This is a genomic window from Ensifer adhaerens, from assembly GCF_020035535.1.
Lineage (GTDB): Bacteria > Pseudomonadota > Alphaproteobacteria > Rhizobiales > Rhizobiaceae > Ensifer.
Map to the genome: position 1 here is coordinate 121,373 of NZ_CP083351.1, position 25,508 is coordinate 146,880.

Annotated in this window: 27 protein-coding genes and 5 pseudogenes; 19 read left to right on the forward strand and 13 right to left on the reverse strand. The window is 58.7% G+C overall.

What is annotated here, in order from left to right:
* Positions 1 to 656: 656 nt before the first annotated feature.
* A pseudogene (locus LAC81_RS35160) lies at positions 657 to 735 on the reverse strand.
* A gap of 107 nt (positions 736 to 842) precedes the next feature.
* Here LAC81_RS35160 and LAC81_RS35165 point away from each other — a divergent pair.
* Positions 843 to 1,088, forward strand: a complete 246-nt coding sequence (locus LAC81_RS35165) for a CopG family ribbon-helix-helix protein (RefSeq protein WP_223730832.1) — start codon at positions 843 to 845, stop codon at positions 1,086 to 1,088.
* Positions 1,088 to 1,372, forward strand: a complete 285-nt coding sequence (locus LAC81_RS35170) for a type II toxin-antitoxin system RelE/ParE family toxin (RefSeq protein WP_223730833.1) — start codon at positions 1,088 to 1,090, stop codon at positions 1,370 to 1,372. Before LAC81_RS35165 ends, LAC81_RS35170 begins: the two co-directional genes overlap by 1 nt.
* A gap of 394 nt (positions 1,373 to 1,766) precedes the next feature.
* On the opposite strand, the pseudogene LAC81_RS35175 reads toward LAC81_RS35170, so the two are convergent.
* Positions 1,767 to 1,932 (reverse strand): annotated as a pseudogene (locus LAC81_RS35175) (HU family DNA-binding protein); the annotation flags it as partial.
* A 144-nt stretch (positions 1,933 to 2,076) separates the two neighbouring features.
* Here LAC81_RS35175 and LAC81_RS35180 point away from each other — a divergent pair.
* From LAC81_RS35180 to LAC81_RS38645, 4 genes are all read left to right on the forward strand, one after another.
* Complete coding sequence (locus LAC81_RS35180) at positions 2,077 to 4,116, forward strand: adenylate/guanylate cyclase domain-containing protein (RefSeq protein ID WP_223730834.1); 2,040 nt, start codon at positions 2,077 to 2,079, stop codon at positions 4,114 to 4,116.
* A gap of 371 nt (positions 4,117 to 4,487) precedes the next feature.
* On the forward strand, positions 4,488 to 5,135 hold the full coding sequence (gene nthA, locus LAC81_RS35190; RefSeq protein ID WP_223730835.1) for a nitrile hydratase subunit alpha: 648 nt from the start codon (positions 4,488 to 4,490) through the stop codon (positions 5,133 to 5,135).
* Positions 5,135 to 5,791, forward strand: coding sequence for a nitrile hydratase subunit beta (nthB, locus tag LAC81_RS35195; protein ID WP_223730836.1), 657 nt, complete (start codon positions 5,135 to 5,137; stop codon positions 5,789 to 5,791). The genes nthA and nthB overlap by 1 nt, the downstream gene beginning before the upstream one ends.
* A complete protein-coding gene (locus LAC81_RS38645; RefSeq protein WP_223730837.1) occupies positions 5,778 to 6,134 on the forward strand; it encodes a nitrile hydratase accessory protein in 357 nt (118 codons plus the stop codon). Before nthB ends, LAC81_RS38645 begins: the two co-directional genes overlap by 14 nt.
* Positions 6,135 to 6,394: 260 nt before the next feature.
* On the opposite strand, the gene LAC81_RS35205 is transcribed toward LAC81_RS38645, so the two are convergent.
* From LAC81_RS35205 to LAC81_RS35220, 4 genes and pseudogenes are all read right to left on the reverse strand, one after another.
* Positions 6,395 to 6,775, reverse strand: a complete 381-nt coding sequence (locus tag LAC81_RS35205; RefSeq protein WP_223730838.1) for a helix-turn-helix domain-containing protein — start codon at positions 6,773 to 6,775, stop codon at positions 6,395 to 6,397.
* 17 nt (positions 6,776 to 6,792) lie between these two features.
* Positions 6,793 to 7,104: a type II toxin-antitoxin system HigB family toxin gene (locus tag LAC81_RS35210; protein WP_223730839.1), complete on the reverse strand. Its 312-nt coding sequence runs from the start codon at positions 7,102 to 7,104 to the stop codon at positions 6,793 to 6,795.
* 194 nt (positions 7,105 to 7,298) lie between these two features.
* Positions 7,299 to 7,694 carry a hypothetical protein gene (locus LAC81_RS35215; protein ID WP_223730840.1) on the reverse strand — a complete coding sequence of 132 codons (396 nt, stop codon included), beginning with the start codon at positions 7,692 to 7,694 and terminating at the stop codon, positions 7,299 to 7,301.
* A gap of 459 nt (positions 7,695 to 8,153) precedes the next feature.
* Positions 8,154 to 9,014 (reverse strand): annotated as a pseudogene (locus LAC81_RS35220) (IS30 family transposase); the annotation flags it as partial.
* 25 nt (positions 9,015 to 9,039) lie between these two features.
* Here LAC81_RS35220 and LAC81_RS35225 point away from each other — a divergent pair.
* The 11 genes and pseudogenes from LAC81_RS35225 to LAC81_RS35275 all read left to right on the forward strand — a co-directional run bounded on the left by LAC81_RS35225 (position 9,040) and on the right by LAC81_RS35275 (position 19,555).
* Entirely contained in the window at positions 9,040 to 9,351 is a 312-nt protein-coding gene (locus LAC81_RS35225) for a hypothetical protein (protein ID WP_223730841.1), read from the forward strand.
* Between the two features lie 51 nt (positions 9,352 to 9,402).
* The gene (locus LAC81_RS35230; protein WP_223730842.1) at positions 9,403 to 9,657 is read left to right on the forward strand and encodes a FitA-like ribbon-helix-helix domain-containing protein; all 255 of its coding nucleotides are present in this window, start codon (positions 9,403 to 9,405) and stop codon (positions 9,655 to 9,657) included.
* On the forward strand, positions 9,654 to 10,073 hold the full coding sequence (locus LAC81_RS35235) for a type II toxin-antitoxin system VapC family toxin (RefSeq protein ID WP_223730843.1): 420 nt from the start codon (positions 9,654 to 9,656) through the stop codon (positions 10,071 to 10,073). Before LAC81_RS35230 ends, LAC81_RS35235 begins: the two co-directional genes overlap by 4 nt.
* Positions 10,074 to 10,419: 346 nt before the next feature.
* Positions 10,420 to 11,004: a helix-turn-helix domain-containing protein gene (locus LAC81_RS35240; RefSeq protein ID WP_223730844.1), complete on the forward strand. Its 585-nt coding sequence runs from the start codon at positions 10,420 to 10,422 to the stop codon at positions 11,002 to 11,004.
* Positions 11,005 to 11,176: 172 nt separating this feature from the next.
* Positions 11,177 to 11,500, forward strand: a complete 324-nt coding sequence (locus tag LAC81_RS35245; RefSeq protein ID WP_223730845.1) for an antibiotic biosynthesis monooxygenase family protein — start codon at positions 11,177 to 11,179, stop codon at positions 11,498 to 11,500.
* A 68-nt stretch (positions 11,501 to 11,568) separates the two neighbouring features.
* The gene (locus LAC81_RS35250) at positions 11,569 to 13,581 is read left to right on the forward strand and encodes a hydantoinase/oxoprolinase family protein (protein ID WP_223730846.1); all 2,013 of its coding nucleotides are present in this window, start codon (positions 11,569 to 11,571) and stop codon (positions 13,579 to 13,581) included.
* Complete coding sequence (locus tag LAC81_RS35255) at positions 13,578 to 15,158, forward strand: hydantoinase B/oxoprolinase family protein (RefSeq protein WP_223730847.1); 1,581 nt, start codon at positions 13,578 to 13,580, stop codon at positions 15,156 to 15,158. Before LAC81_RS35250 ends, LAC81_RS35255 begins: the two co-directional genes overlap by 4 nt.
* A gap of 49 nt (positions 15,159 to 15,207) precedes the next feature.
* Complete coding sequence (locus LAC81_RS35260) at positions 15,208 to 16,671, forward strand: APC family permease (protein ID WP_223730848.1); 1,464 nt, start codon at positions 15,208 to 15,210, stop codon at positions 16,669 to 16,671.
* 75 nt (positions 16,672 to 16,746) lie between these two features.
* On the forward strand, positions 16,747 to 17,580 hold the full coding sequence (gene proC / locus LAC81_RS35265) for a pyrroline-5-carboxylate reductase (RefSeq protein WP_223730849.1): 834 nt from the start codon (positions 16,747 to 16,749) through the stop codon (positions 17,578 to 17,580).
* 77 nt (positions 17,581 to 17,657) lie between these two features.
* Positions 17,658 to 17,852, forward strand: coding sequence for a tautomerase family protein (locus LAC81_RS35270; RefSeq protein ID WP_223730850.1), 195 nt, complete (start codon positions 17,658 to 17,660; stop codon positions 17,850 to 17,852).
* Positions 17,853 to 19,193: 1,341 nt separating this feature from the next.
* Positions 19,194 to 19,555, forward strand: a pseudogene (locus LAC81_RS35275) (DUF4112 domain-containing protein).
* Between the two features lie 183 nt (positions 19,556 to 19,738).
* On the opposite strand, the gene LAC81_RS35280 reads toward LAC81_RS35275, so the two are convergent.
* The 6 genes from LAC81_RS35280 to LAC81_RS35305 all read right to left on the reverse strand — a co-directional run bounded on the left by LAC81_RS35280 (position 19,739) and on the right by LAC81_RS35305 (position 22,116).
* On the reverse strand, positions 19,739 to 19,819 hold the full coding sequence (locus LAC81_RS35280; protein ID WP_223731031.1) for a type II toxin-antitoxin system MqsA family antitoxin: 81 nt from the start codon (positions 19,817 to 19,819) through the stop codon (positions 19,739 to 19,741).
* Positions 19,820 to 20,159: 340 nt separating this feature from the next.
* On the reverse strand, positions 20,160 to 20,324 hold the full coding sequence (locus LAC81_RS35285; protein ID WP_223731086.1) for a hypothetical protein: 165 nt from the start codon (positions 20,322 to 20,324) through the stop codon (positions 20,160 to 20,162).
* 19 nt (positions 20,325 to 20,343) lie between these two features.
* Positions 20,344 to 20,643, reverse strand: a complete 300-nt coding sequence (locus LAC81_RS35290) for a HigA family addiction module antitoxin (protein WP_223730851.1) — start codon at positions 20,641 to 20,643, stop codon at positions 20,344 to 20,346.
* Positions 20,644 to 20,673: 30 nt separating this feature from the next.
* On the reverse strand, positions 20,674 to 20,955 hold the full coding sequence (locus tag LAC81_RS35295) for a type II toxin-antitoxin system RelE/ParE family toxin (RefSeq protein WP_223730852.1): 282 nt from the start codon (positions 20,953 to 20,955) through the stop codon (positions 20,674 to 20,676).
* Between the two features lie 450 nt (positions 20,956 to 21,405).
* Positions 21,406 to 21,546 (reverse strand): chemotaxis protein CheB, encoded by a 141-nt coding sequence (locus LAC81_RS38650; RefSeq protein WP_223730853.1) that lies wholly within the window; start codon positions 21,544 to 21,546, stop codon positions 21,406 to 21,408.
* A gap of 9 nt (positions 21,547 to 21,555) precedes the next feature.
* Entirely contained in the window at positions 21,556 to 22,116 is a 561-nt protein-coding gene (locus LAC81_RS35305) for a DUF6894 family protein (RefSeq protein WP_223730854.1), read from the reverse strand.
* 847 nt (positions 22,117 to 22,963) lie between these two features.
* On the opposite strand from LAC81_RS35305, the pseudogene LAC81_RS35310 reads away from it, so the two are divergent.
* Positions 22,964 to 23,439, forward strand: a pseudogene (locus LAC81_RS35310) (ferritin-like domain-containing protein).
* 50 nt (positions 23,440 to 23,489) lie between these two features.
* Positions 23,490 to 24,149, forward strand: coding sequence for a DUF6766 family protein (locus LAC81_RS35315; RefSeq protein WP_223730855.1), 660 nt, complete (start codon positions 23,490 to 23,492; stop codon positions 24,147 to 24,149).
* A gap of 922 nt (positions 24,150 to 25,071) precedes the next feature.
* Here LAC81_RS35315 and LAC81_RS38485 read toward each other — a convergent pair.
* The gene (locus LAC81_RS38485) at positions 25,072 to 25,425 is read right to left on the reverse strand and encodes a hypothetical protein (protein ID WP_328717961.1); all 354 of its coding nucleotides are present in this window, start codon (positions 25,423 to 25,425) and stop codon (positions 25,072 to 25,074) included.
* Positions 25,426 to 25,508: the final 83 nt, after the last annotated feature.

Genomic DNA, 25,508 nt, shown 5'->3' on the forward strand with positions numbered 1-25,508 from the left:
TCCCTCGAAGTCATCACGAATTTCGGAGCCGCTCACAGATGGCGCCGGCGCGCTCTTCCTTGGAAGGAACACCTGCGCCCCGCGAGCGACTAAATCGTCAATGCAGACCCGTCGATTGATTCCACCTACATCGACTGCAGTGCACGTAAACATACCGTTGTCTGAGCATTTTCTTCGCAGTCGTCCCCCGCTATGCAATAATATTCATAATTGCTAATATAACATGGCTGTTCAGATCGGTCGATGCAGATCCGACCGCGACGGGGAGGGGAAAATGAAGAAGGTCGTTTTAGCGCTATTCGTGGCTGTTCTCATGCCCGATCCATCGGAAGCCGCCACGCGAAAACTGCAGGGATCGTCGCTTGGCTTCAGCTGTGATGTGAATACCAACCAGTGCACATGCACAGGCACTTGGGACGGCGCCGATTGCAAAGCTATGAACGACAAGGTCTGCGCCGGGGACTCCGGAGTCCTATGCAGCCCGGTGGGCTGCACGTGCAAAATGCGTCTTACCGCTGTGCCGAAACCTCGTATTGATCGAGTTCCGATCGGTGGCACCAAGAAGTTGTCTCCGAATTAGACCAACACTGTAACGGTCATGCGGCCGCCGGAGACTGAAGGGCAGGCGAAGCGTCTGGCGAAGAGTATTTGTGAAATGGTGGGCCCGGCAGATCTCGAACCTGCAACCAAACGGGTGTCGGTTATCGACCGCTCTAGCCATTGAGCTACAAGCCCCACCAGAAAGCTCCAAACGATAACAACCGATTGAAGTGCCTTGCTGAACCTTGACGCACCAGAGCGGTTCACTAATAATCAAAGTGAACCAAGGAAAGTTAGGTCCCATGACTGCGGCGTTTACCGTGCGTGTAAAAGATGAAACCGCGAGCAAGCTTGATCAGCTCGCTGAGAAACTGGATCGGTCCCGTTCTTACATGGCTGCCGAAGCCATCGAGGCTTTCGTTGAGCAGCAGGAATGGCAGCTCGCCGAGATTGAAGCCGGGTTGGCCGAGGCCGACCGGGGTGAGTTCGCCCGCGATGAAGATGTGGCGAAAGTCGTTGGGAAGTACGTCAGGTCTGCCCGTCAATAATGAGTGTGAAACGTATTCGCTGGACGCTTCGGGCGCTGCGGCGGCTTGATGAGATCGGCGCGTATATCGAGAAAGACAATCCGGATGCGGCCGCTCGCGTCGTGGCGAGGATTGTCACTGCCGTGGATGCGTTGGCCGAGTACCCTGCCAGTGGGCGGCCTGGCCGTATCAAGAGCACGCGTGAGCTCGTGTTAGCCGACATTCCCTACATCATTCCTTACCGAGTGAGTCGGGACGTCGAGATCCTCACGGTCATGCACGCTCACCAGCGATGGCCGCTCTAGTCACGACCAAACAAAACCCGTCTTTTCTATTAGGTGGACCGCTTACGGCTCATCTAAACGCATGATCATGACCTTGCATCAACCTCCTTCCGGGCGCCAGCATGCCGCAACGCGATATCGTTGCCAACGCTGTCGTCGCGCGGCCAGGTCCCGCCCGCAACTCGGTCGGTATCTCCCATCACTGCCAGACAGATCAGACGCAAGCGCAAATTTTCGACGGCAACCTGGAAGCTTCAGAGCGGTTGGCCCAATCATCAGTCGCGAAAGGAGCGCATGACGATCATTGTGGCGTTTTGTTCCGGTTCTGTGCGTCTGGGATCGCATAACGTATCATCGGGAGCCGCGTGCGACGGGACCAAGCCATCGCGCGCTCGCGCCGAACCTCCCAGTCGTATCAGCCGTTCAGCGCGTCCTTGAGAGCGTTGGCTGGTGCGAAGGTCAAATTTCTTCGCAGCCGCAACCTTAATAGTCGCACCGGTTGCAGGGTTGCGCGCCTCGCGCTCAGGCGTGTCCTTCACCTTGTATTTGCCAAAGCCCGGTATCGACGTTTCGGAGGCGGATGTGGCAGCGGCACGGATTCCTGCCGTCTCCCTCCGAGGCGCGGAAGCGGGTATTTCGGGTTGGCCCTGAGCGAGCTTCTTCCCCTGCCCCGGGCTTGAGAGTAGACTTTCTGCGGCCAATCGGGTCAATCAGGGGGGCGCTCGATGGAGCGCAAGCTGGTCACCATCGTTTGCGCCGACGTGGCAGGATACTCGCGCCTGATAGGGCTCGACGAGGAAGGCACGATTGCGCGGCTGCGGAGCCACCAGGGCGCATTGATCAATCCGAAAATTGCTCAGCATGCAGGGCGAATCGTCAAGACGATGGGCGACGGGCTGCTGGTTGAGTTCGGCAGTCCCGTCGAGGCCGTCCGTTGTGCCGTCGAGGTTCAGGTTGCCATTGCCACGCGCGAGGCCACGATCTCTGAGGATTGCCGTATTCGATTCCGGATTGGCATCAACCTGGGCGATGTGATCGCCGAAGACGATGATGTCCTGGGCGACGGCGTCAACATCGCCGCGCGGCTGCAACTCCTGGCTGACGTCGGCGGAATTTGCGTGTCGCGCTCCGTACGTGATCAGGTTCGCGACCGCCTGCCGGTGGAATTCGAAGACATGGGGGAGCAAAGCGTTCGGAACATCGCCCGCCCCATCCAATGCTATCGGGTCTGTTTTGATGGGGCCGCGCCAAGGCCGCCCAAGCGCAAGATTCGAAAGCGTTGGCTGATTGTCGGTCTGGCCACGGTTGGGCTGAGCTGCCTTGCCGCCGGCGTCGTCTGGCTTTCGACAGGGATCCATGTCTTGGAAGGTGGCAAGGGTCCGACAACGGTCGCGGCATCGATCCCTGAGAGCGTGAAAACCGACGTCGAGAAGGAAACTGCGCGGCTGTCGATCGTCGTTCTGCCCTTCCGCAACCTCAGCAATGAACCCGACCAGGATTACTTTGCCGATAGCCTGACCGACGACATCACGACGGACCTGTCGCGGATTGCCGGCAGCTTCGTCATCTCGCGCAACACCGCCTTCACCTTCAAGGGGACATCCAATGACGAACGGACAGTCGCCAATGCTCTGAGCGTCCGCTACCTCCTTGAGGGCAGCGTCCGGCGGACGGGCGATCAAGTCCGCGTCAACGCCCGGCTGATTGACGGCAGCACCGGCGGACAGTTGTGGAGCGAACGGTTCGAGCACGACATGCGCGACATCGCGGCTTTTCAGGACGAGGTGACCGGACGGATCGTCAACGCGCTCAGCCTCGAACTCGTCGCCACTGAGGCGCATAGGGCGCAACTTGCCCATCCGAACGATCCCGACGCGGTCGATCTGACGATGCGCGGCTGGTGGCTTCTGCGCCAGCCGGCCGATCGACAGCGGATGCTTGACGCGCGCCAGTTGTTCGAGCGCGCTCTGGAAAGGGACCCCCAATTCGTCCCGGGTCTACTGGGACTGGCGACGACCCACGCGGACATGGTCTTTCTGACCTGGAGCGAAGATCGCGACACGGACCTGGAGCGGGCCGACGCCGCACTGGCGCAAGTTTTCTCGGTCTCTCCCCAGAACGCCGTCGCGTCCTATGTCAGAGCCCATGTGTTCTTCGGTCGAGGGCAGCTTCAGGACGCGATCGATGCCTGCGAGACGAGTCTGGCGCTCGACCACAACTATGCGTCAGCCTATGGTTTCCTTGCTGCAATGGTCAGGCTGGACGGCCATCCGGAGCGTAGCGTCAAGCTTCTTCAGCGGGCCATGCTGCTCAGCCCGCGCGATCCCGAGATGTGGACATGGCTGCAATATCTCGGGCGCGCCCAGTCGGACCTCGGCCAGGCGGAAGACGCGATTGCGAACTTCCGGAGGGCGATCGCCATTAATCCGACGGCCCCAGCCTACCAATGGACCCTGTTGTCCACGGCCTACGCGCGCGCCAAGCGCCCGACGGAGGCCCGAGAGGCGATGGACACGTTCCTGCGTCTGTCTCCGCACCTGATGGACGGCAGGTCGGGCGAGGTCATGAGGGCGATGCAGCTCCAGATACAACTGGCCGTCAGAGGATACTACCTTGGCGTAATTGATGGGGACATTGGAAAACAGACCCGAAAGGCTTTGGCATGGTTTCAACGGGATCAAGGGATCGCGGCCTCCGAGCAGGCGGATGATGAGACACTTCGTCGCCTAGGGCTGTCGCAAACTGCTTCAGGCAGAGTTCACTAGCCCGGATCCTTTGTTTCCCATCGACAACCGTCATTATGTTACCCTAGGTGACCAGCGCCAGGTTCTGCTGCGAGTACAATCGTCGAAATCCAAGTGCGATGAGACCGCCCAAGCGAATTTGATCATGGCGCTCCATGAAGAAAGGACGCGGCTAATGGAATTTGGCTGGTTCGCCGGACCATACCGACAAAGGCGTGGTGAGCGAAAACCAGAGACCTTAGCCTTCCCGGGTTTGATACGATCGCCTCGTGATGGCCGGTGCAACATTGCTTGACCTAGATGAAGAACCGCTCGATCATTCACGCCTCGACCCACCTCAAAATGGTAGGGTCGCTTGTTGATTTGGCAGACTACGCTCCTGGAGCAAGGCGATGACAAGCTTCGATTCGCGACGCATTTCCAGTATTCATCACGACCTGCATCAGCACTTGCCCTCCGAGCCCATGCTGAGAACCAAAGCACTCGAAAGCCTTCTGGTGGAAAAGCGGCTGATCGATCCCGCTGCTATGGACGCTTGGATCGAAATGTACCGCGACGAGATCGGACCCAAGCGCGGGGCGAAGATCGTGGCGCGGGCGTGGAGAGAACCGTCGTTCAAAAGGGCTCTTCTCGAAAATGCGACCGCTGCAATCGAGCAGTTCGGATTTGCTGGGCACGGAACGGGTCACCTGCAGGCGGTTGAGAATACATCAGAGATACACAATCTCGTCGTCTGCACCCTTTGTTCCTGCTACCCATTCTCGATTCTGGGAATTCCGCCTGCGTGGTACAAGTCGAACGAATACAGGGCGCGCGCTGTGCGCGAACCGCGTGCCGTTTTGTCGGAGTTTGGCGTGGAAATTCCCCCGACTGTCGAGGTGCGGGTCTGGGACTCGACGTCGGAGAGACGATATCTGGTGATACCGCAGCAGCCCAACGGTGTGGAATCCTGGAGCGAAGAGCAGCTCGCGGAGCTGGTCTCGCGTAATTCTATGATCGGAACGCAAAGGGATCTTTCTCCAACCAGGAGGGAAGCCTGATGGACGGCGTTCACGATCTTGGCGGGCGCGAAGGATTTGGCCCCATTTTAGGCAAGGATGACGAGCGTCCCTTCCGTTCGGATTGGGAAATGCGAGCTTTCGGTCTAGCCCAGGCTGCCGCTGGCGATGCGGACTGGTCGATTGATTGGTTCAGGCATTGCCGCGAGTTGATCATTCCGGCCGAATATTTGACGCGGCCATACTTCGATCAATGGGTGGTGACGATCGCAGCCCAGATGATTGATGCCGGCTATCTTACATTGGAGGAACTCGATTCTGGCCGGTCGTCATTTGCACGCCAGCCTGGCTATCCGCCTGAAACCGCGGACGAGGCGCGTGCCTACGTCAAGTCTGCGCGCAGCTACGTTCTTGGTTCCGAGGCGCCGCCGTTATTCGTCGCGGGCGATGCGGTGCGCGGCAAATCCCTGGGACATCCCGGACATACGCGCTTGCCGTCCTATGCCCGGGGAAGGCGTGGAAGCGTGATTGCGCATCACGGCGCCCATGTACTGCCGGATGCGTCAGCCGCCGGATCGCCCAGAGGCGAGCACCTTTACACGGTTGGCTTTGCCGCGTCGGAGTTGTGGCCGGAAACCCACGACAGCCGCGATCAAGTTTTCGTCGATCTCTGGGAGAGCTATCTTGAGCGGATCTGACCCCCGGACGGCCCACCTGACACAAAGGGACAGCGAACCGGCTTTCGCGGAGCCGTGGCATGCTCAGGCTTCCGCGATGGCAAGTTTGTTGGTTGCTTCGGGCGTAATATCAGGAGCGCATTGGTCTGAAACCCTGGGAGCGAAGTTGCGCGAGGCACATCTCGCCGGACAGTCGGATGACACCGAGACCTACTATCGTGCCGTGTTGTCCGCGCTCGAAAGTCTCCTCGATCAAGTACGCGCGATTTCCGGCAATGAACTAATCCAGCGGCGAGACGCCTGGGAGCGCGCATACTTGCGGACGCCCCACGGACGGCCCGTCGTGCTGAATGGGGACTTGTGACAATCGTTCCTGCTGTTAACTCGATGTCCGAGCTATCGTACCACAAAGCCTAAGAGGCGATCTTGTAAGCCGGCACACGACACAATGGCACCCGTGCCCGAAGCCGTGGAACATAAATGAGGGATTTGGTGGGCCCGGCCTGACTTGAACCTGAAAGAGCGAATTCGATCGCCGGGGAATGATTCGGGTCATAATCGAGCGCATCAACGACGTTGCTCGCCTGGTCGATCGGGCTGATGGGTCGAGCTTAGCCGAGATCCCTAGGCCGCGACTTCGCCGATCAGGGAACCAGCCGGAATGTTCCATTCTTTGCTGAGCTTTCTAATCTGATCCAGATTAATTTCCCGTTTTCCGTTCAGAAGATCGGCCGCCCGCGCTTTCGAACCAATAACCGCCACGAGATCGGCGCGCGTGTAGTTGTTCGCAGCCATCACCGACTTGACCACTTCAACGGGGCTCGCCGTCGGGATTGGATAGTGCTTGCCCTCGTACTGTTCGATCAGAAGGACGAGCGCGTCAAAGTGCGCAGCTTCCTCAGAGCCTTCTTGGGGTTCGGCTTCGAAATATGGCCGAACTTCCTTCAGTGCGGCGTTGTACTCGGCCTCACTCTGAAGCGTCCGAAAACCTTTCAAATCCAACATGTCGACTTCCTTTCACGTCAGAGTTCTTTGACGTCGATCGCATCGTACTGGGCGTGCGTCCCGACAAACAGGACGAAAATCCGCTTGGACCGAAACGCGACCAGCCCCACAATGCGGTACTTGTTGCCGCCGACGCCGAAGATAACCTTGTTGCCGGCCACCAGATCAGCTGAGTTAAATGTCTTCTTTAACTCGCTGAAATTATTCCAGCTCGCCTTCGATGCGGTAGTATACCATTCCGTCATTGCGGCTCGCGCGGTCTCTTTGGGGACGCCTTTCGGCAAGCTATTCCAAAAGCTGACCAGCGCAGATTTAGCGATAACGTTCACTTGAGTCCCTATTTAACGAATTCCCAATCTGGAAACAAGCATAATGTTCCCAGTTTGGGAATTTGTTCCGAGTCATTCTTTGATAAGATCCAGTCAACGCTGAATGCAAATCTCGGGCAGCACTGTCTGACATACCTTCGAGTGCGGGTCCAACTCGGAAAACGCGCTATTCCTTTGGCCGCCAGCGATCAAGTTCACTTATGGGGCCTGGTCGCCTTCACCATTTTTGGGACCTTCCGCGAAACCTCCTCAAGCGTCGTCATAACCCGGTTCATCTGCGAGAGCATGGACGTCAGCTCAGGAGCATATCGGACGATGAGATATTCTTTAGCTGAGGAGAGCGTTGCCAGGTGCGCCAGCGTGCGCTGGCGCAAGACAAGTCCTGCGGCCCCCGCTATTCGGGCCCGCTCGCCAAGGTCATGATGGAAGTTGTGGATCGGCTCGTCATCGAGGCCTTTCGCCTGAAGAAGAGCATCGAGATAAAGCTCGATGGCATGAAGAGCCAGCAGCCTTTGCGGAAAACGATTGGGACTGGATGGGGCCTCACCCAGCTTGACGGCGGCGGCTTTGTATTGCGTCGCCAGGTTCAAAACGTCTCGCACATCCGTTGATTTGCCGAGGTTGGCGTCGGACCGTTCTCCCTGCGCCCGTCAAGTTCTGCAATACGCGCGCTCAGCAGCTGTCCGGCAACAGGCAGAAGGTTGCGACGATCGATCCGGTAGGGCAGGTTTTTGGGGGCGCCATCGTTCGCGCATCTATTTCTACGCGTAATTGCAGGCAAAGTCCGGGTTTCACCAGGACTAGCTTGCCTTTCGCGTGGATGATTGTGGAGGACGGCCCGGTGGCTGGCGGCTCAGACCGTCCTGCCGTTTTCGGCTCTCGATTCCCGTCTTGCGCCGGAACATTGATGCCCTAGAAATGCAACCGAACTCCCATGAGACAACCGTAAAGTCGAAAGACAGATCAACCTGGCAAAGGCTCGTTGCGCGTATGTTCACCGTCGGGAGATCCTAACTGAAGTGCAACACGCCGGTTTTCAGGGTAGGGGTTCAGCCTCCCTCTTGCAAATGTGCGCGGAACACTTCGGCGGGCGTCCGGTAGTCGAGGCACTTTCGCGGCTGGTCGTTGAGATGGCGAGCAAGCTGGATGAGCTTGCGTTGCGACACGCCTGCAAGATCGGTATCGCCTGGCATGAACCGACGGATGCGCTTGTTGATGTTTTCCACGGCACCTTTCTGCCACGGTGCACTGGGGTCGCAAAACCAGCTCCGCGCGCCGATACCATCTTCCAAAGCCCTGAAGCCGGCAAACTCCGTGCCGCGATCAAAGGTGAAGCTCTGCCGGGCAAAGGCTGGCAAGGGAGAGAACGTTTCGATGATCTTGTCCATGATCGGCCGCGAGTGCCGGCTCTGGTTCTTGATCATGACGGTGTAGCGGCTCTTGCGCTCGATCAGTGAGGTTACGTTGGCGTTGCCCAGGTCACGTTGGAAGATCAACAAGTCGCCTTCCCAATGCCCGAACTGCGAACGATCACCAATGAAATCAGGACGTTGCAATATCCAGCAGGCAGCAGGAAAAGTGCCGCCGCGCGGCTTCCTCGCGCCGCGGGGACGGCGTTTGCGGCGACCTTCCGTCAGATGCTGATAGAGCTCCAGCGCCTGATCGTCCTTGCCGTAGATGAAGCGATAGATCGTCTCGGTACAGACCCGCACGGCGCTCACGCCATCGGCGAGCAGACGACCGGCGATCTGTTGCGGGGACCACAGCGCCTTCAGCTGTTCGACCACCAGTTCGCGCAATTGCGGGTGCCGCACAAGCTCTTTGCGGATGCCGTCAGCAACGGTCGGGAAGTAACCGCTATAGTCGGGCAGCTCGCGATCGTGGAAGGTGTTGCGCCGGATCTCACGGTACCTTCTGTGCGTTTGAGATCGCATAATGTATCGACTGGAAGGCTCCATTATGCTGCTCGATCGATTTCTGGGGCCAACTCCAGTGCATGGAGCGTTATTTCCTCTCGAGGTTAAAGCTGGTCTGCATGTTCATCCAAAATTCCGCTGTTGTGCGGAAGTATTTGGCGTGCCGCTGAGCGGTATCCATCGTTATCGGTGTTTGTTCCGCCATACGAGTGCGAGGAACCTCACGGAGGCTCCGGCCGGATGGATCGGTGGAAGAATGTGGGTCATCCGTCTTTCAAGTTGGCTAGAGGCTAATCGTTCAAAACTTGCAATGCTGGAACTTGAAGTGTGACTACAATGGCACTACATTGCAGTCAATGAAGTCGAATAGGAGGGTCTGACTATGGCGATCCTGACGGTACGAAATGTGCCTGATGAAGTGCACCGCGCTTTGCGTGTCCGGGCGGCGATTCACGGCCGCAGCACAGAGGCGGAAGTCCGCGAGATTTTGGAACGTGCGGTCAAGCCCGAACAGCGTGTCCGCATAGGCGACGCCTTGGCTGAGCTGAGCGGGCGGCTTGGCCTGACCAATGAGGATTTTGAAGTGTTCGACCAGGTGCGAGACAAAGTGCCGGCTGAGCCAATGAGGTTTGAATGATCGTTCTGGACACAAATGTCGTCTCGGAAGCGATGAAGCCGGCCCCGGATTTAGCCGTGCGTAATTGGTTAAATGATCAAGTGGCTGAAACCTTGTATCTGTCCAGTGTGACGCTGGCGGAGTTACTCTTTGGCATTGCTGCGCTGCCGGAGGGACGGCGCAAAAAGGCGTTGGCCGAAACTCTTGATGGTATGCTCGAACTGTTTGATGATCGCGTGTTGCCATTCGACACTGCAGCCGCTCGGCACTATGCCGACCTTGCGGCAATCGCGCGAGCGGCGGGGAAGGGATTTCCGACACCTGATGGTTACATTGTCGCTATCGCAGCCTCCAGGGGGTTTATAATCGCAACACGCGATACAAGCCCTTTTGAGGCGGCAGGTCTCTCCGTCGTAAATCCTTGGAGTGACCTATAGACTCGTCATACGGTGGGTCTCAGGTTCGAATGCGTTCAAAAGCAAGGGTAAGATCGACATTCCGGGCTAGCGCATGTTGTTGGCTTCCGACGTCCTTAATCGGAAGGAACTCAATGGATCGACGGGAGTGTGCACGCTCTGGGATATTACCCGTCTTGCCGCACCTATGAACATCATGCTGGCCATTGATGGCTCGACATCGAGCCAGTTCAACCCACCGTCCAGGGGGGCATCCGGAATTGTTGATAGCATTGAGCACAAAATTGTACCTCCATAACAATTTTGCTTGACGAGGGGCCGGGCTGAAGGCAAATTGTACCTATAGAACAATTTTGGGAGGATTGTTGTGAGTGAGGTGGATGAACCTACCGCGCCCTTGACGGATCGCTTGCGCCAGCGGCGCAAGGAGTTGAAGCTGACGTTGAAGGATGTGGCAGAGAAGTCGGGGCTATCGTTTAGCTTCATATCGCAGATCGAGCGGGGCCAGACGACGCCTTCGCTGACGTCGCTTTTGGCCTTGTCGCGCGCCCTTGGTTCCTCGATCAATCATTTTCTCGTACAGCCTACAGGCGGTTCTGCCGAGACGCGGCACAACAAACGCGTGCCCTACGCAATCGGCCCGAATGCAGCAACGTACGAGCGCCTTTCGACGAACTTTCCGGGCAGCGTGTTGAGCAGCGCCCTTATCACCGAGCCTCCCGGCCGACGCACTGAGGCTATGTCACATGAGGGGGAAGAGTTCATCTTCATGGTCGAAGGGGCGCTGACAGTAGAGGTCGAAGGGGAGACCTTCGTTCTCGAGCAGGGAGATTCTCTGCATTATGCTTCGACGCGTACGCACACGACCTGGAACCACACCGACCGCATCGCAGTCATGCTCCACACCTGTACGATGGAGTACTTTGGAGACGGGCCAGATAGCGCCCCCTAGTTTAGCGAAGCTCTAAGCGCCGCCTGCAACAGGGCGAGCTGAGCAGACCAGCATCCTTATACCAATTTCATCCGCCTGCTTCGCAGCCGGAAACGCTTTCGTATTGCCTGCCGACAGCCACATGGCGCGGCGGTTGCGATGCATCGTGCACAAAACAGGGAACAAGAAATCGATGATCAGAAGCGTGTTGAGTTTGACGCCCAAGGTGGGGGCTAGCCAGGACCTCGTTCAATTTTTCGAGGATCGGGAAATCCCTCAGCGAGCGCTTGCGACGCCGGGATGCCTCGGGGTCGAGGTTCAGACCCTCCTTCCCGACGGAGGAGAAGTGCTGGTGACGGCGCTCTGGACATCCGCTTCGAGCTATCGGGCCTGGCTGGAATCAGCGGGCCGGCTGGAGGACGGCGCGTTGATGAGACCGCTGTTGGCCGGCGGTGGCGAGGTTGTCGCTGCCGCAAGGCTCTACGACATCGGGCAGCGCGCCGCGCGCCCGGACTGATTGGTTTTGCCCGGGAGGAAGCCGAGGCAAAGCCAACGAATTGAAATGCTTGCAAAGTTGGAGGAAAAATGAGTTCGCCCCATCTGCGTGTCGGGGTCGATATCGGTGGTACGTTCACGGATATCGTCGTCATGGACACGCGCACAAACACCACTCGCGCCCACAAGGTTCTCAGTACGCCGCGCGAACCCGCCAAGGGCATGCTTCACGGCCTGGACGAGCTTGAGATTGCAAAGGCGATCGAGTTCCTCGTTCATGGCACGACGGCGGGATTGAACGCCATTCTTTCGAGAACAGGGGAACGAGCGGCGCTTGTCACGACCAAGGGGTTTGACGATGTGCTGTTGCTAGGGCGGGCCGGCAACAAGGATATCTGGAGCCTTTCTCCGAAGCGGACTGCACCACTCGTCGATCGGGATGACATTCATACCGTCAACGAACGCATGCGCTACGACGGTTCGGTGGAAATGCCGCTTGATCCCCAGGAGGTAGCGGCACTTTTAGAGACGCTCGAACGCGACGGCGTGCGCAGTGTCGCGGTCTGTTTCTTGCATTCGCACCACAATCCAGCCCACGAGCTCGCATTCAAGGCCCTGCTTCAGCAACGTCTCCCCGGCATTTCCATCGTGCTGTCCCATCAGATCGCACCAGAACAGGGTGAGTTCGAGCGGACGTCGACTACCGTCGCAACAGCGTATGTCTCGCGTACGGTGGAAACATATCTCGCCGCCCTCGTTGAGGAGCTTGACGTAAGAGGCTGCGCAGCGCCGCTCCATGTCATGCGCTCAAGTGGCGGCATCTGCTCTGCCGAGCTGGTCGCACGCCAGCCCATTCAGACCATCCTGTCCGGACCGGCGGGTGGAGTGGTTGCCGCCGAAACCGTCGCGCGGACGCTCGGCCGACCCAACCTTATCGCCATCGACATGGGCGGGACCTCTTCCGACGTCAGCCTTGTCATTGACGGACGCATGACGCTTTCCGCCGAAAGCGAGATCGCTGACACTGTTATGAAGATGCCGGTGGTCGAACTGCACACCATCGGTGCCGGCGGCGGTTCTATCGCACGCGCCGAGGCCGGCGGATTGCGGGTCGGGCCCCTTAGTGCTGGCGCAAATCCGGGACCGGCATGCTACGGGCTCGGGGGCACCAAGCCCACTGTCACCGATGCTCAACTCTTGCTGGGCCGTATCGATCCCGAATGGTTCCTCGGCGGTCGCATGGGGCTCGACGTTCACGCGGCAAAGGAGGCGATGGCCTCGCTCGCAGGCGAGTTGAACATTGATGTCGAGGCAGCCGCAGCCGGTGTCTTGGCCGTTGCCAACGGTATGATGGCCAACGCGATCAGAACGCTCACCATGCGGCGTGGCATCGATCATCGCGGCTTCTCGCTGTTGGCGTTTGGCGGCGCGGGCCCGCTGCACGGCGTCGCCCTTGCGGAGGAGTTGGGTATCACCGAGGTGATCGTGCCATTCAGCACCGGCGTACTTTCTGCCTGGGGAATGCTGCACGCCGATATCCGCCACGATGTCTCGGCGCCACTCGGCGGTCTTGCCAATGCTGTCGAAGCGCGCGCGCTCGTCGTGCGAACGCTCGGACAGTTGCGTGAGGAGGGCGCCAAATTGCTCCTCCGCGAAGGCGTCGATGCTGCGGGGTCGAGCTATGTGGCGAGCGTGGAGATGTGTTACGCCGGGCAGACCCACACTGTTTCTGTGCGCATGGCCGATCCGGAAACGTTGCTGCAGGACTTCCACGACACCTACCATCAGCACTTTGGTCATTCCATGCCGGGCGCGCCGGTCGAGCTTGTGCAGATGCGTCTTGCCGCTACCGGCCGCATCGGCGCGCAATTCCTCGACCGTGACATGTCGTCGGAAAACCGCCCGGAGGCAACTCGGACGGTAACGATCGACGGGGTCCATTGCGAGGCGCGCATCGTTCATCGCGAAAGCCTCGGCCGCGCCGATGTGGTGGACGGACCGGCGATCATTCTGGAAGCCGGCTCCACGACGCTCGTTCCGCCCGGATGGTCCGCGCGGCAGGAAAAGTTTGGCACACTCATCATCAGGAAAGCAGGCGCATGACCGTCGACGTCGTCACAACCGAGATTGTCCGAAATCTCTTTCTTTCCGCCGCCGACGACATGTTGGCGACCCTGGTGCGTTCGGCCTTCCAGCCGCTGATCTACGAAAACGGCGATGCTGCGGTGGCATTGCTCGACCGCAATGCGGATGTTCTCGGCCAGTCCAGCGGCTTGCCGCTTTTCCTCGGCAGTCTTGATGAGTCTGTGAAGGAGGCCGTTCGCCTACGGGGCGGAACGAGCTGGTTGCAGGATGGCGACATCGTCTTCTTCAACGATCCCTACATCCAGGGCACCCACCTCAATGACGTCACGATGTTCGCGCCGCTTTACCTTGACGGGGAGTTGGTCGGTTACGTCGCTGCGCGAGCCGATGTCACCGACGTCGGCGGGCGGGATCCCGGCGGTGGAACTGAATCGACGGAGGTCTATCAGGAAGGGATCCGTTTCGGACCGGTCAAGATCGGAACCAAGGCCGGGCCGGTGGACGATATTATCGACATCATTAGGCGCAACAGCCGCAGCAAGGAGATGATCGTCGGCGATGTGAATGCGATGATCGCCGCTTGCCGCACAGGGCAGCGACGGATGCTGGAAATCGTCAATCGCTTCGGCCTTGCCACTGTCGAAGCCTGCCGGGACGAGATATTTCGGCAGAGCGCGCTGGCCGACCGGCAGGTCGTGGCCGCAATTCCCGATGGCGCCTATTCAGGCAAAGGCTTTCTCGACAACGACGGCGTCGTTCTTGACCAGCCGGTACCGATTTCGATCAAGGTCGAGGTTCAAGGCGAGCGCCTGGTCGTCGATCTCAGCAACAGTCCTGATCAAACCAAAGGTCCGATAAACTGCGGCCGGGCGCAGACGATCGCGGCGCTGCGTGTGGCCTACAAGATGCTGCTCGCTCCCGAGCGCTCCTTCGACGGAGGTTGCTTCCGAAACATCGAGATCGTGACGCGGCCCGGCTCCATGCACGATGCCGCCGAACCGGCCGCCTGTGCCTGGTACTATTCATCCTTCGGTCTTCTCATCGATCTCTTTATCAGCGCGCTTTCGAGTGTGCTGCCCGAGCGCGCGACGGCCGCCCAGTTTGGGGATTCGATGATCACCTACTTTGTGGGACAGGACAGGCGCGATCCCAACGGTACCTGCATGTGCGTGGAGGCCCATGCCGGCGGCTGGGGTGCTTCTGCGAGCGCTGACGGGGCGGACGGCGTGATCAACGTTCTCAATGGCAGCTTCCGCAATACGCCCGTCGAGGCCCTCGAAGAGCGCTACCCGGTAACCGTGACACAATATGCGATCCGGGAGGGCTCAGGTGGCGCCGGCCGCAAGCGCGGTGGATGCGGCATCGTACGAGCCTACCGCTTCGACGCGCCGACGCAGCTCTACCTGTGGCTGGACCGGTCGCTGACACCGGCCTGGGGACTGATGGGCGGAGAACCCGGCCTTCCGCCGCGCGTCGAAATCTCGGGCAGTGTCGAGCGTGACGACCTTCTGAAAGTCAACGCGCTGCAGCTGGAGGCGGGCGACCGCTTGACGATCATGACCGGTGGGGGAGGCGGCTTCGGGAGAGCCGCCTGAACCGCGAGCGGCATTTGCCGACCAAATGAACAAAAAAAGGGGAGTGAAAATGACCAATCTGTCTTCAACGGGAGACGGCGGGACGACTAGCCTTCGCGAAGGGGCAAGCAGTTCCGTCGGGGGGCGGCTGAGTGCGCGCGATGTCGTGTTCTTCGTCGTCGCTGCGGCGGCGCCGCTTGGGTTTGCAGTTGGCTCGACGCCATTGGCCATCGGGCGAGGCGGCATCGGTACCGCCGGAATGTTTCTGGTGGTGGGAGCTTTCCTTGCGATCTTTGCGGTCGGCTACACCGCAATGACCCGTTTTGTGCCGAATGCCGGCGCGCTCTCCTCCTACATCGCGGCAGGGCTCGGGAGGCCGCTCGGTCTCGGCACAGCCTTTGTCGCGGTGCTCGCCTATGCCATCGCCGCGACCGGCGCAATCGGACCGTTCGCGGTCTTTGCCAGCCAGGCGCTGACATCAATCACTGGGATCTCTACGCCTTGGGAACCTTGGGCATTCGGGGCGCTGGCGGCGATGGGCATTCTCGGCGTTTTGAATGTCGAGCTCAACATACGTGTGCTCGGCATCATCATGCTGGTCGAAGTGGCGGTGCTGGTGGTCCTTGCCACCGGCATCCTGGCTGCCGGCGGCGCTGAGGGTCTGTCGCTCCAGCCGTTCAGGCCGGATGCGATCGTGGGCGGAGAAATAGGCGTTGTGCTGCTCGTCGTTTTCGCAGCCTTCGCCGGCTTTGAAGCAACGGCGCTGTTTCGTGAGGAGGCGCGTGATCCGGTGGCAACGGTCCGCAAAGCGACGTTCGCGTCTATCGCGCTGATCGCAGTTTTCCAGGCTTTCGTCACCTGGGCGATCATCGAGGCATTCGGTGGCGCTGCCGTATCGGTCGCAAACGAGAAGCCGACCGAGATGTTTACCCTGGCCGCAGGGCAGTACATTGGTGCGGGCTTTGCCGAGGTGATCACGCTTCTGGTTGTTGGAAGCTGGTTTGCATCGATCCTTGCCTTTCACAATGCCACCGCCCGCTATCTCTATGCGCTCGGCCGAGATCGGGCGATCAGCCCGCTCTTTGCACGCCGCTCAGCGCGCACCGGCTCGGCCTGGATTGCAAGCCTTTCTCACACCGCCTTCAGTGCCGTCGTTCTCGTCTTTTGTGCCATGCAAGGCCTCGATCCTTATCTCGACCTCTTCGTCGTCGGCAGCGTACCTGTCGCCGTCAGCATACCGGCCATGGAAATGCTCACGGCGGTTGCGGTTTTTGCCTTCTTCTGGCGCGACAGGCGCGGTGTCTCGTCGTGGGAAGGTCTGATCGCACCCGCAATCTCGGCACTGGCACTGGCGGCTGTGGTCTACTTCGTGCTCAGCAACATTCCGCTGTTCACGGGGCGTGAAGGCGCGATCAACTGGATGCTTCCCAGCATCAATCTGGCTGTGCTCGCGACCGGTATCGCGCGTGCTCTTTGGATGCGGCGCCATCGATCCGCGGCGTACCTATCAATCGGCCATTGGGGCGAGAGGTAAGCCGATATTCCGCGCGTCGCGTCCCGGATCGGCTGCGGACGCGACGCAGTTTCTCACAAATCGGAGCCGAATGTCGTGCCGCTTTTTTCTGAACGATGCCCTGTACTGTTGATTGGTTGCGGAAACATGGGTTCCGCAATTGCGCTTGCTCTTAAGGGGGCAATGGCGAACCTCGCTCTGACCGTGATCGATTCAGATGAGCAAAAGGCGAGGAAGCTACTGGGCGAACAATTCGAAGGGAAAGTCGTAAGCGGCAGTGCTGCGCTGGGCGATGAACAATTTGATGTCTGCGTTCTAGCGGTCAAGCCCGGTGATGCGGTCGAAGCACTGTTAAGCGTCCAGTCCAATCTGCAAGCGTCATTGATCATATCGATCGCGGCGGGGACCTCTCTCTTCTCGCTCAAGCGCGGTGCAACTCCTGCTTCACGATTGGTCCGTGTTATGCCGAATTTGGCCGCGATCGTGCGGAAGGCGGTGAGTGTCGGATATGCAGATGGTGCCGTGTTGTCCGCCGATCGAAAGTTTGTCGAAGTCGTCTTTGGGGCCATTGGCCGTTTCCACTGGCTGAAATCGGAAGAGGAGATAGACATTGCGACCGCAATCACCGGCAGCGGACCAGGGTTCGTCTTCTCATTGACGCAACATCTGCAGCAAGAAGCCGAACGGATCGGGATTTCGAAGGAAGCCGCCGATCTGTTCGCGCGCCAGATCATTGTTGGCGCCGGCGCGCTCCTTGAAGCGGACACGCGATCACCGAATGAACTCAAGCACGCGGTGGCGAGCCCCGGCGGCACGACGGCAGCAGGGCTGGCCGTTTTTGAGCAAACGGAAGCGATGCCGCGGGTCATACGGGAGACAATCGCCGCAGCCGCAATGCGCGCCAAGGAATTGGCACTGGGGCAAAGCTAGCCACCCCGGCCCTATTCGGCACTGCCAAATCTACCCAAACGATTTTTTCCTCATGCAACCGATGGAAAGGAACCATCATGCCCTGGATAAGAATTGACCTGTCGGAAGGTCGTACTGTCGAGCAGAAGCAGAAAACTTCCGAGGCCGTTACACTTGCACTGGTGGAACATTGTGGGTGCACGCCCGAGACCGTGAGCATCGTCTTCAATGACGTCAGCGCTGATGATTGGGCATTCTCCGGAAAGCTTTTGTCACAAGGTGGCAAGCCTTAGAACGTCCGAGATCTCTTGTCCGGCAAGCTTTCGCTGCCGGACAAGAGATGCGGATACCGCAGGAACGCTGCACGGGTAGGCGCCTAGGATGAGAGAGGGATAAGCCCGGCAGGACTCGATCCTGGTGGGAAGCCGGCGATGAGATTAAGCTTGTATCGGGAGTTGACAGATGGTCCGTTACAGAAGCCGACGGCTGCTGGCTCAAACTGGCCCGCCAGTCCGCGGCGCGATGTGTTATCATTTGCCATCCATTTAAAGCCGTTGAGGCTGTATCTGCTCATGCAAAGTCAGAGTTGTCCAAGGGTACATGCTCCGTATCACGCTGGCGCCTTTGGAAGGGAGGGGCCCATGCATACCCTATACCCTGCACGGTACAGCCGACGGAGGTTCCTGCGTGGAATGGCACTTGCGGGAACAGAAGGGCTCCTGCATCCCAGGTGAGCCGCTGCGGAGCCACCGCCTGAGACGACGCGGATCCGGCTCGTGAGGATTCCCAGTATCTGTCAGGCACCGCAGTATGTAGCCGAAGAGTTGCTACGCAGCGAAGGTTTCACTGATGTGCAATACCTTCAAAGAGCGGGGACCGCTGACATCGGGACGGCCCTTGCCTCCGGTGAGTCGGTGAGGCCGATATTAACGGACATTTCGCCGCTCCGCTCCTTATCCGTCTAGAGGCAAGGGATCCCATCGTCGTCCTGGCAGGGCTTCACGTCGGCTGCTTTGAGCTGTTTGGAACCCGTGACATCCGAGCGATTCGCGACCTCAAGGGCAAGACCGTGGCCCTGCCGGCGCTAGTCGATACGCTTTTCTGGCCACTATCACCGCGTATGTGGGAAGGCTATACAAAGCGCCATGACCATGCGCTTCAAGTGATGAAGGCGCTGCCTTCTCAATGGCGTGAGTATAGCGCAGACGACACCCTGCGATTTTACGCCCTGCGCCTGGGGTCGGGCTGCTGAACACTTCGCCCCAGACGCTTTTGGCTGAGGGCACCGACTGGCGTTTCATTAACGAACTAAAGAGGGGACTGAAGGGATAGCGTTCTTACTCTGCCGCCAAGTGGCTTCTTCCTCGGCGGCACTGCCGAAGGCGCAACCGCAGCGACCAGCCATTGGTCGGTCGATCCGACTGATGCCGCTGATTGCGACCGGGGAAGCGAATACGCTTCATCGGCGCCTTGATTGCGATACCCACAAAGAAACCGCGGGAACAACCACCCTGCGCATGGGTTTTCGACTCCAGCAACATTCGAACAGGCGATCAAACGCCTCGGCAAGCAGAAGGCAACTGCATGACAAGCAGGCATCACTCGCGGGATTCGCGGAGTGCAGGAAGCAAGACATTCCGATTGAGCGACTGGTCCGGCTGCGCCGAATACGCGGATTGGCAGGGCTGATGGACACGGCGCTCCGCGTACCCGGCACTAGCATTTCGTTCGGCGCGGACTCGATGCTGGGGTTGATTCCTGGGCTCGGCGATTTTGGGGCTCCGGCCATCAGCCTTCTTATCGTCAACGAGGCGCGGCATCTCGGCGTGCCAAAGGACAAGCTTCTCAAAATGCTGACGAACATCGGCGTTGACGCCGCGGCGGGCAACATCCGGTGCTCGGCGACGTGTTCGACGTCTATTTCAAAGCCAACCGCCGCAATCTCCGGCTGGTGCTGGATCACTTCGGTCTCGATCATGCCGACCTCGACCAATAGGAGCCTCATCTGGGCGGGGAACGCATTTCGCGTCCACCGTTATCCTTGCGCTTCTCTTCCGAAAGAACGGCGACACCCGCTCAGTATGTATATCAACGAAGCAACTAAAAATTCCCCAATCAGGGCAGATGCCTCCGCCCGACGAGAGCAGCGTCCGCCACTGAGCAGGCTTTATGCCAAGCTTTAGCGGAGCTCCTCGATCAGTTCGGGATGGTGATCGAGGAGCCGCAGCAATTGGCTGGTTGGGCCGCTCGGCTCGACCAGGCCTCTCTCGTACTTGTCGAAGGCATTCTCGCCAACTTTGAGAAGGCCCCCGCCTCGAGCTGAGACAGTTTCAGCTTCTTGCGCACGCGTCGTATGGTGGCGGGCGAGGGAATGCCTTCGACTTCTTCTTTCAACGCCCTAATCGCCGCGTCGGTAACGGCCATATCATCGCCGACGTGGATCCCCTCATCACCATTTTCCGGGTAATACCCTGGAAGCTCGACGGTCTTGCTGGTGCCCTTGTAGGTAACGAGGAAGGGTCGTTCACCCCGGCGCAGCGTTTCGCCGGTTTCCGGAGATACCATCGTTTCGGGCAGATCTCTTTTTGCTACTGCCATGCTCATTTCTCCTTGAAAGACATGACCACGAACTCGGTGATAACGTCTGCCTGAAACTTCACGTAAAGATGCATGCCGCGTGCTGGCCCGCGCAAAAGGCGCTCACGCATCCCCAGCAACATCAGCACCGCCTGGTTGTCCCTTGTCTTCACCGGAACGAACCGCATCGTTGGTCGACTCATGCCGCTATGCTGCTCTGTCGATTTCGGGGATCAATTCCAGTTCGCTATGAAGCGCCACTTCCTCTGTCTTGAGGTTGAAGCTGGTCTGCATGTTCATCCAAAATTCCGGCGTTGTGCGGAAGTACTTGGCGAGCCGGAGGGCGGTATCCGTCGTTATCGGTGTCTGCTCCGCCGCTATACGTTCGATGCGGGTGCGAGGAACATTGAGCTTTTTCGCCAGTGCACCGGCACTCATGTTCAGGGGGAGCAGATACTCCTCGCGGAGGATTTCGCCCGGGTGGACCGGCGGAAGAATATGGGTCATCTCAAGCTCCCTGTCTGCCGTGCTTGGCCTTCAATGGTAGTCAACTATTTCAACGTCTTCGATACCGGCATCAGTCCAAACGAAGCATATGCGCCACTGATCATTGATGCGGATCGAATGTTGGCCTTCTCTATTCCCCTTAAGGGCTTCCAATCGATTGCCCGGAGGAGAACGCAAGTCCTCAAGAGCTGCAGCGTTGTTCAGGATTGTCAATTTCCGGACGGCCGACCTCACGATGTCCGAAGGAAAGCCCTTTGGTGCTTTGCCGCGGGCAACGGCTTCGGTTTTAGCGTCCTTGAATGACCTGATCACGTCTTTGCCCTTTATGCTTGTATCATATGGCGATACTGCTGAAAGTCAACCAGTACGTATCACCCGGCGATACGGATTCGCAACTGCGATCCTTTTACGCACCCGTAGGTAGCAATCCTTTGGTTCGATTCCGGTCAAGAGCACGGATGACGGCAAATGGCCAACGAGGGGGTGAGTGAAGCGAACAGGTGGCGCCCTTGCTGAGAAACGGCGACTGCACTGCCAGAATCCCACCCGCGGACCCCGCTCAGGCCTCCTGCGTTTCATTTCACGACAGCAAGACGCAAGGTGTCGGCTGATGCTTGCCCACCTAGAGTCGACTACGTTAATAGGCCAAGTTGGCGCCGATCGGTCGGTCTTGTCTCTATAAAAATAGCTAAGGAATGTGTATTTCTCGCTGTGATACGCCTTCTTGTGTTGGGCTCCAAGGACGCCAGATGACGATGGGCTTCATACCTCTAGTGATCGCGTTGAACGCGCCTCAGCGATCCGCTCGGCCAAGCGAGCAAGTGCCACGACATCGGCAACACCGGTGGCAATGGCGTTTTGCGGCATGGACGGAAACCCCGCCTCTGCCGGCTCCTGCACCATTAAAGCGGTCTATCTATCTGCGCGAATACCCCGGGCTGTGTTCGGAAGCATTTCAAGAACCAATCTCAATTCGACCACCAAAACATGTTCCTCGTCGAGGACTTGGATGCTGATCAAGGAAATCGGGTCCTGCGGGAGGCCGTCAGCCGCCATCTCAGCCAGTGTAACCTTTGCCTCATTGATCGCCGCCTGCTCGTCGGCGAATTCGAACGCGCGATCTTCCGCACTAAAGCCTTCCTGATCAGTTGTCCTGAAGTAGAACCTTGGCAAGTGACTTCCTCCTGTCGTCGCATCGACCCAATGGCGCGCTCGCGTCAAAACGAGCGGCATAACCACGTTCGTCAGTAATCGAATGACATCGACCTCGATCCGCGCGCAATCGGACTCGAGTTCGGCCACGTGGCGCGAGTTCCGACCCTCGACCGCTCGGACCTGGTCGCGTTGAGTGGCCGTGAACCCGTAGACCTGCAGCAGATCTTTCAGCGCAGGGATCGGCAGGCGCTCAATCTGCCGCCGATACGCGGGCAACTGGGTCATCAAGCGCGAGCGCCCTATCGTTTCGAAATCCAAGCCTGCCTCCGAATTTTTCGCTTCTGTCGAATCCAGTCGCGAACGAAGAGAAAAGTTCCCGCCAAGCGTCAGGGGCCGGCGGTCGCCATCACCAGGGCGCTCAGCAAGGCGGCCGAGGCAGCCAACGTGGCCAAACGGTCGGTGCGGACAGCAAGGTGGTCAGCAGCGTTAACATCGAAGTGCTGAAGGGCGATTTCTTGCCCTTCAGATCGAGCCGCGACCATCACATGCCTCGAGGTCTCGATAACCCTCGTGCGCCGTGGCGGCGGTCGAACCCGCTGCGCCTAGGCCAACCGTCCGGGGTTAGTGACGGCTTCGATCAAGGCCTCGGCATAGACCCGGCTCTACCTCAGAGCCGGATACGTCCCCTGACAGCTGAGTTAATGTCGGCCCATTTTGACGAATTTGCCACGCGGGGAGGCGGTTCTTTCATCTTCAGTACTGACGGGAGTTTTGGCCAACCGGCCATACTTCCTCCACCTCTCGCATGATCAATGCCATCCTACCTATGGTTACGCTGAGTGCGAGGTTTGCGCTTTGCGAACCCTCTGCGGAGGCGCTCGGCCGTCCTCGGCGCCGCATCTTCACGCACCCGTACCGCGGCGCGTGCAGCAGCTATGGGATGCTCTATAGGAGAGTGCGGCCTCTGCGTATACCGGACGGCGAAAAGAGTAAGCCGGCAAAATTGCGGACAAGGGACTTGTCGCGGTGCCCGTGACGTTAGAATAAGTTGAGACTGAGGTGGAACATAGCTCAGCCGCTGGCATTGAGTAGCTGTAAACTTTTGACGCAACTATTCTTGCTCGCTGTAGCCGTTACAATACAAAATCAACGAGGAGATATACTCATGGCGACAAAGACAATGGACGATTTTTTGTTAGATGCGGTCAAGGACATCTATTACGCAGAGCGAAAGATCATCGCCGCGCTGAAGAAGATGTCTCGTGGCTCAAGACGAAAGGTTGAAGCTCGCATTTGACAAACATCTGGAGGAAACTGAGGGGCAGGTCGAGCGGCTGGTTCAAGTTTTTGATCTGCTCGGGAAGCCCGCCCGCGGCAAGACCTGCCCCGCAATCGATGGCCTCATTGAGGAAGGGCAGGAAATTCTCGAAGAGTTCAAGGGTTCTGATGCTCTCGACGCCGGTCTGCTCGCTGCAGCGCAAGCGGTAGAGCATTATGAAATCGCCCGCTATGGCACGCTGAAGTCATGGGCAATGCATCTCGGCAAGAACGACATTGCTTGAAGAGACCAAGACCGATCAGGCGCTGACGCAGCTTGCGGAAACCAGCGTCAACACCAAAGGCAAGCGGAAGGCCGCGTAACTGATCGAAGGCGGCGCTACGGCGCTGCCGCGTCATTGGTTGGAGTTGCAATGAAGATTCTCAAGGACAATGGGCTGACAATCGTATTGCTGCTGGCGACATTCGTTACCATCGGCGGAATGTTCCTAACGGGGTTGACCGTCTACAACGACGAACCCGCAGAGCACGGCGCTGGCGCCATTTCTCTCGGGGAATATATTACCACAGGTCATTTCCTGGCGGCCCTCTTCGAGAACTGGGAGTCGGAGTTCCTTCAGATGTCCGCGTACGTGATACTCACCGCCTTTCTCTTTCAGCGTGGCTCCGCTGAATCGAAAGATCCCGATGAGGCGTCGCCGGAGGATGCCGATCCGGCCGACGACAAGGACCAATCCGAAGCGCCGCTACCGGTGCGGATGGGCGGACTACCCCGATCCGTGTACTCCTATTCTCTGGGCCTGGCTTTGTTTGTACTGTTCGTGGTGAGCTTTGTTATGCACCTGCGCGAAAGCGCTGCGGCCGACGCTGCCGATGCATTGATGCATGGACAACCGGCCCCCTCGGTAGGCGAGCATTTGCTGAGTGCGCAGATGTGGTTTGAATCATTCCAAAATTGGCAAAGTGAGTTCCTTTCGACAGCCATCCTTGTTGTTCTTTCTATCTTTCTTCGGTTCCGAGGGTCGCCCGAATCCAAGCCGGTGTCTGCTCCTCATTCGGAAACGGGGGCGTAAGGTCGGTGGAAGTATAATGCCGCAGTGGTGGGGGCAGGTCGCAGCCGTGCGACTGCCACTGTGCCATTGCCTGAAGGACAGGTCGCCATTTCCATCTCCCGCAAGCTGACGGACCCCGATCCTTGCGCACCCAGGGCCCGTCACTCGGGCATGGCTTGTCCCAGCGATCAGCAGGTGCGACACCACCGTTGACGGCCAGGTTGCCCGACGATTGGTCTGGCGCGCCGTGTTTGACCGCATGGACGGCAAGTTTGTGCGCCGCCATGGCAACATCCGCGTGGTCGAGACGTTACCGATCAGCGTGACGGCGTCATAGCTGTCGATGCCCCATCAGCACAGCACTTTACAGCTGCGAGCAAATTTTACCAAAGGCAATGTTGCGCTTCGAGTGCGTGCCGGCGCCCTGGTTCACCCGCGGAGAATGATGAATGTGAACGCGAAGCAAGCAATTCTCGCTCCGAACGGGTTCGTTCAAATCCATCACATTCATGACGAATGTTGATCGGCTACGTCCCGCATCCAAAGGCAGGTTCGCGATGTTCGGCCCCTAAAACAGATGACCAGGCGCTCTGCCGGGTATGCTTGGAGTCTGCGCGTCTGTGGTCCCACGTATCGTGGGGATCTCAGTCGGCACTTGCGTTCGAAGACGGCCTTCCTTTGAGTTTCGACGACAATCGGGCCCGGCGCTGGCTTGCCCGGAGATCCGGACAAGAAAATCCGATAACCGCACCGTAAAGGCCCGCTTGGCCTGATGAAACGGCTCCGCAGAATCCCGTGTCACGTCACACCGGTTGTTTGCCGCGAACGCTAGCAATTATCCAACCGACGCCTGCGCAGAATAGAGTTTCATTCACCACAAAGTGCGCCAGTGGTTCTTTCATGACAACCGATGACAATCAGCTCGATGAACAGCGACCAGTTGCTATGACGCGCCCTCAAACAGTGCGCCCGAGGGTTGGCGGCGCTGCCGCTGAGTTCCCAAATCTTCAAAGCAGATCGTGGAAAAGGAATGCGGCTGACTCGTCCATCCGGTCTGATGAGGAGGTTCCATCCAAGTGACGTCGACGAACCTTCCGATCGATCGGAGATATGCGATCACATCTGTTTGCAGGTGATCCCGTGGCCCGTACTTTTCGCCGATTCGACGCAGTTCACTGCCGGCCGCTTCGATCTCCTGCACATCGCCAAGCACGTACATGTCATGTCCGACGGCACAGATCGCGCATCCGGTTGCTATTACCTCATCTACGAAATTGGGAATTTCGCTCAGCTTCATCGTGCGCCTCGCCTGCGGTGTTATTGACTGTGAACTGTCGAGTAATGGTCTAAACGCAGATGAGCGCGTATGGTTCGAGGGGT

Coding starts and splice junctions, on each gene's coding strand:
- LAC81_RS35165 (WP_223730832.1), top strand. CDS start 843: ATGACTGCGGCGTTTACCGTGCGTGTAAAAGATGAAACCGCGAGCAAG.
- LAC81_RS35170 (WP_223730833.1), top strand. CDS start 1,088: ATGAGTGTGAAACGTATTCGCTGGACGCTTCGGGCGCTGCGGCGGCTT.
- LAC81_RS35180 (WP_223730834.1), top strand. CDS start 2,077: ATGGAGCGCAAGCTGGTCACCATCGTTTGCGCCGACGTGGCAGGATAC.
- nthA (WP_223730835.1), top strand. CDS start 4,488: ATGACAAGCTTCGATTCGCGACGCATTTCCAGTATTCATCACGACCTG.
- nthB (WP_223730836.1), top strand. CDS start 5,135: ATGGACGGCGTTCACGATCTTGGCGGGCGCGAAGGATTTGGCCCCATT.
- LAC81_RS35205 (WP_223730838.1), bottom strand. CDS start 6,775: ATGTTGGATTTGAAAGGTTTTCGGACGCTTCAGAGTGAGGCCGAGTAC.
- LAC81_RS35225 (WP_223730841.1), top strand. CDS start 9,040: ATGTATCGACTGGAAGGCTCCATTATGCTGCTCGATCGATTTCTGGGG.
- LAC81_RS35230 (WP_223730842.1), top strand. CDS start 9,403: ATGGCGATCCTGACGGTACGAAATGTGCCTGATGAAGTGCACCGCGCT.
- LAC81_RS35235 (WP_223730843.1), top strand. CDS start 9,654: ATGATCGTTCTGGACACAAATGTCGTCTCGGAAGCGATGAAGCCGGCC.
- LAC81_RS35245 (WP_223730845.1), top strand. CDS start 11,177: ATGATCAGAAGCGTGTTGAGTTTGACGCCCAAGGTGGGGGCTAGCCAG.
- LAC81_RS35250 (WP_223730846.1), top strand. CDS start 11,569: ATGAGTTCGCCCCATCTGCGTGTCGGGGTCGATATCGGTGGTACGTTC.
- LAC81_RS35255 (WP_223730847.1), top strand. CDS start 13,578: ATGACCGTCGACGTCGTCACAACCGAGATTGTCCGAAATCTCTTTCTT.
- LAC81_RS35260 (WP_223730848.1), top strand. CDS start 15,208: ATGACCAATCTGTCTTCAACGGGAGACGGCGGGACGACTAGCCTTCGC.
- LAC81_RS35270 (WP_223730850.1), top strand. CDS start 17,658: ATGCCCTGGATAAGAATTGACCTGTCGGAAGGTCGTACTGTCGAGCAG.
- LAC81_RS35285 (WP_223731086.1), bottom strand. CDS start 20,324: ATGCGGTTCGTTCCGGTGAAGACAAGGGACAACCAGGCGGTGCTGATG.
- LAC81_RS35290 (WP_223730851.1), bottom strand. CDS start 20,643: ATGACCCATATTCTTCCGCCGGTCCACCCGGGCGAAATCCTCCGCGAG.
- LAC81_RS38650 (WP_223730853.1), bottom strand. CDS start 21,546: ATGGTGCAGGAGCCGGCAGAGGCGGGGTTTCCGTCCATGCCGCAAAAC.
- LAC81_RS35315 (WP_223730855.1), top strand. CDS start 23,490: ATGAAGATTCTCAAGGACAATGGGCTGACAATCGTATTGCTGCTGGCG.
- LAC81_RS38485 (WP_328717961.1), bottom strand. CDS start 25,425: ATGAAGCTGAGCGAAATTCCCAATTTCGTAGATGAGGTAATAGCAACC.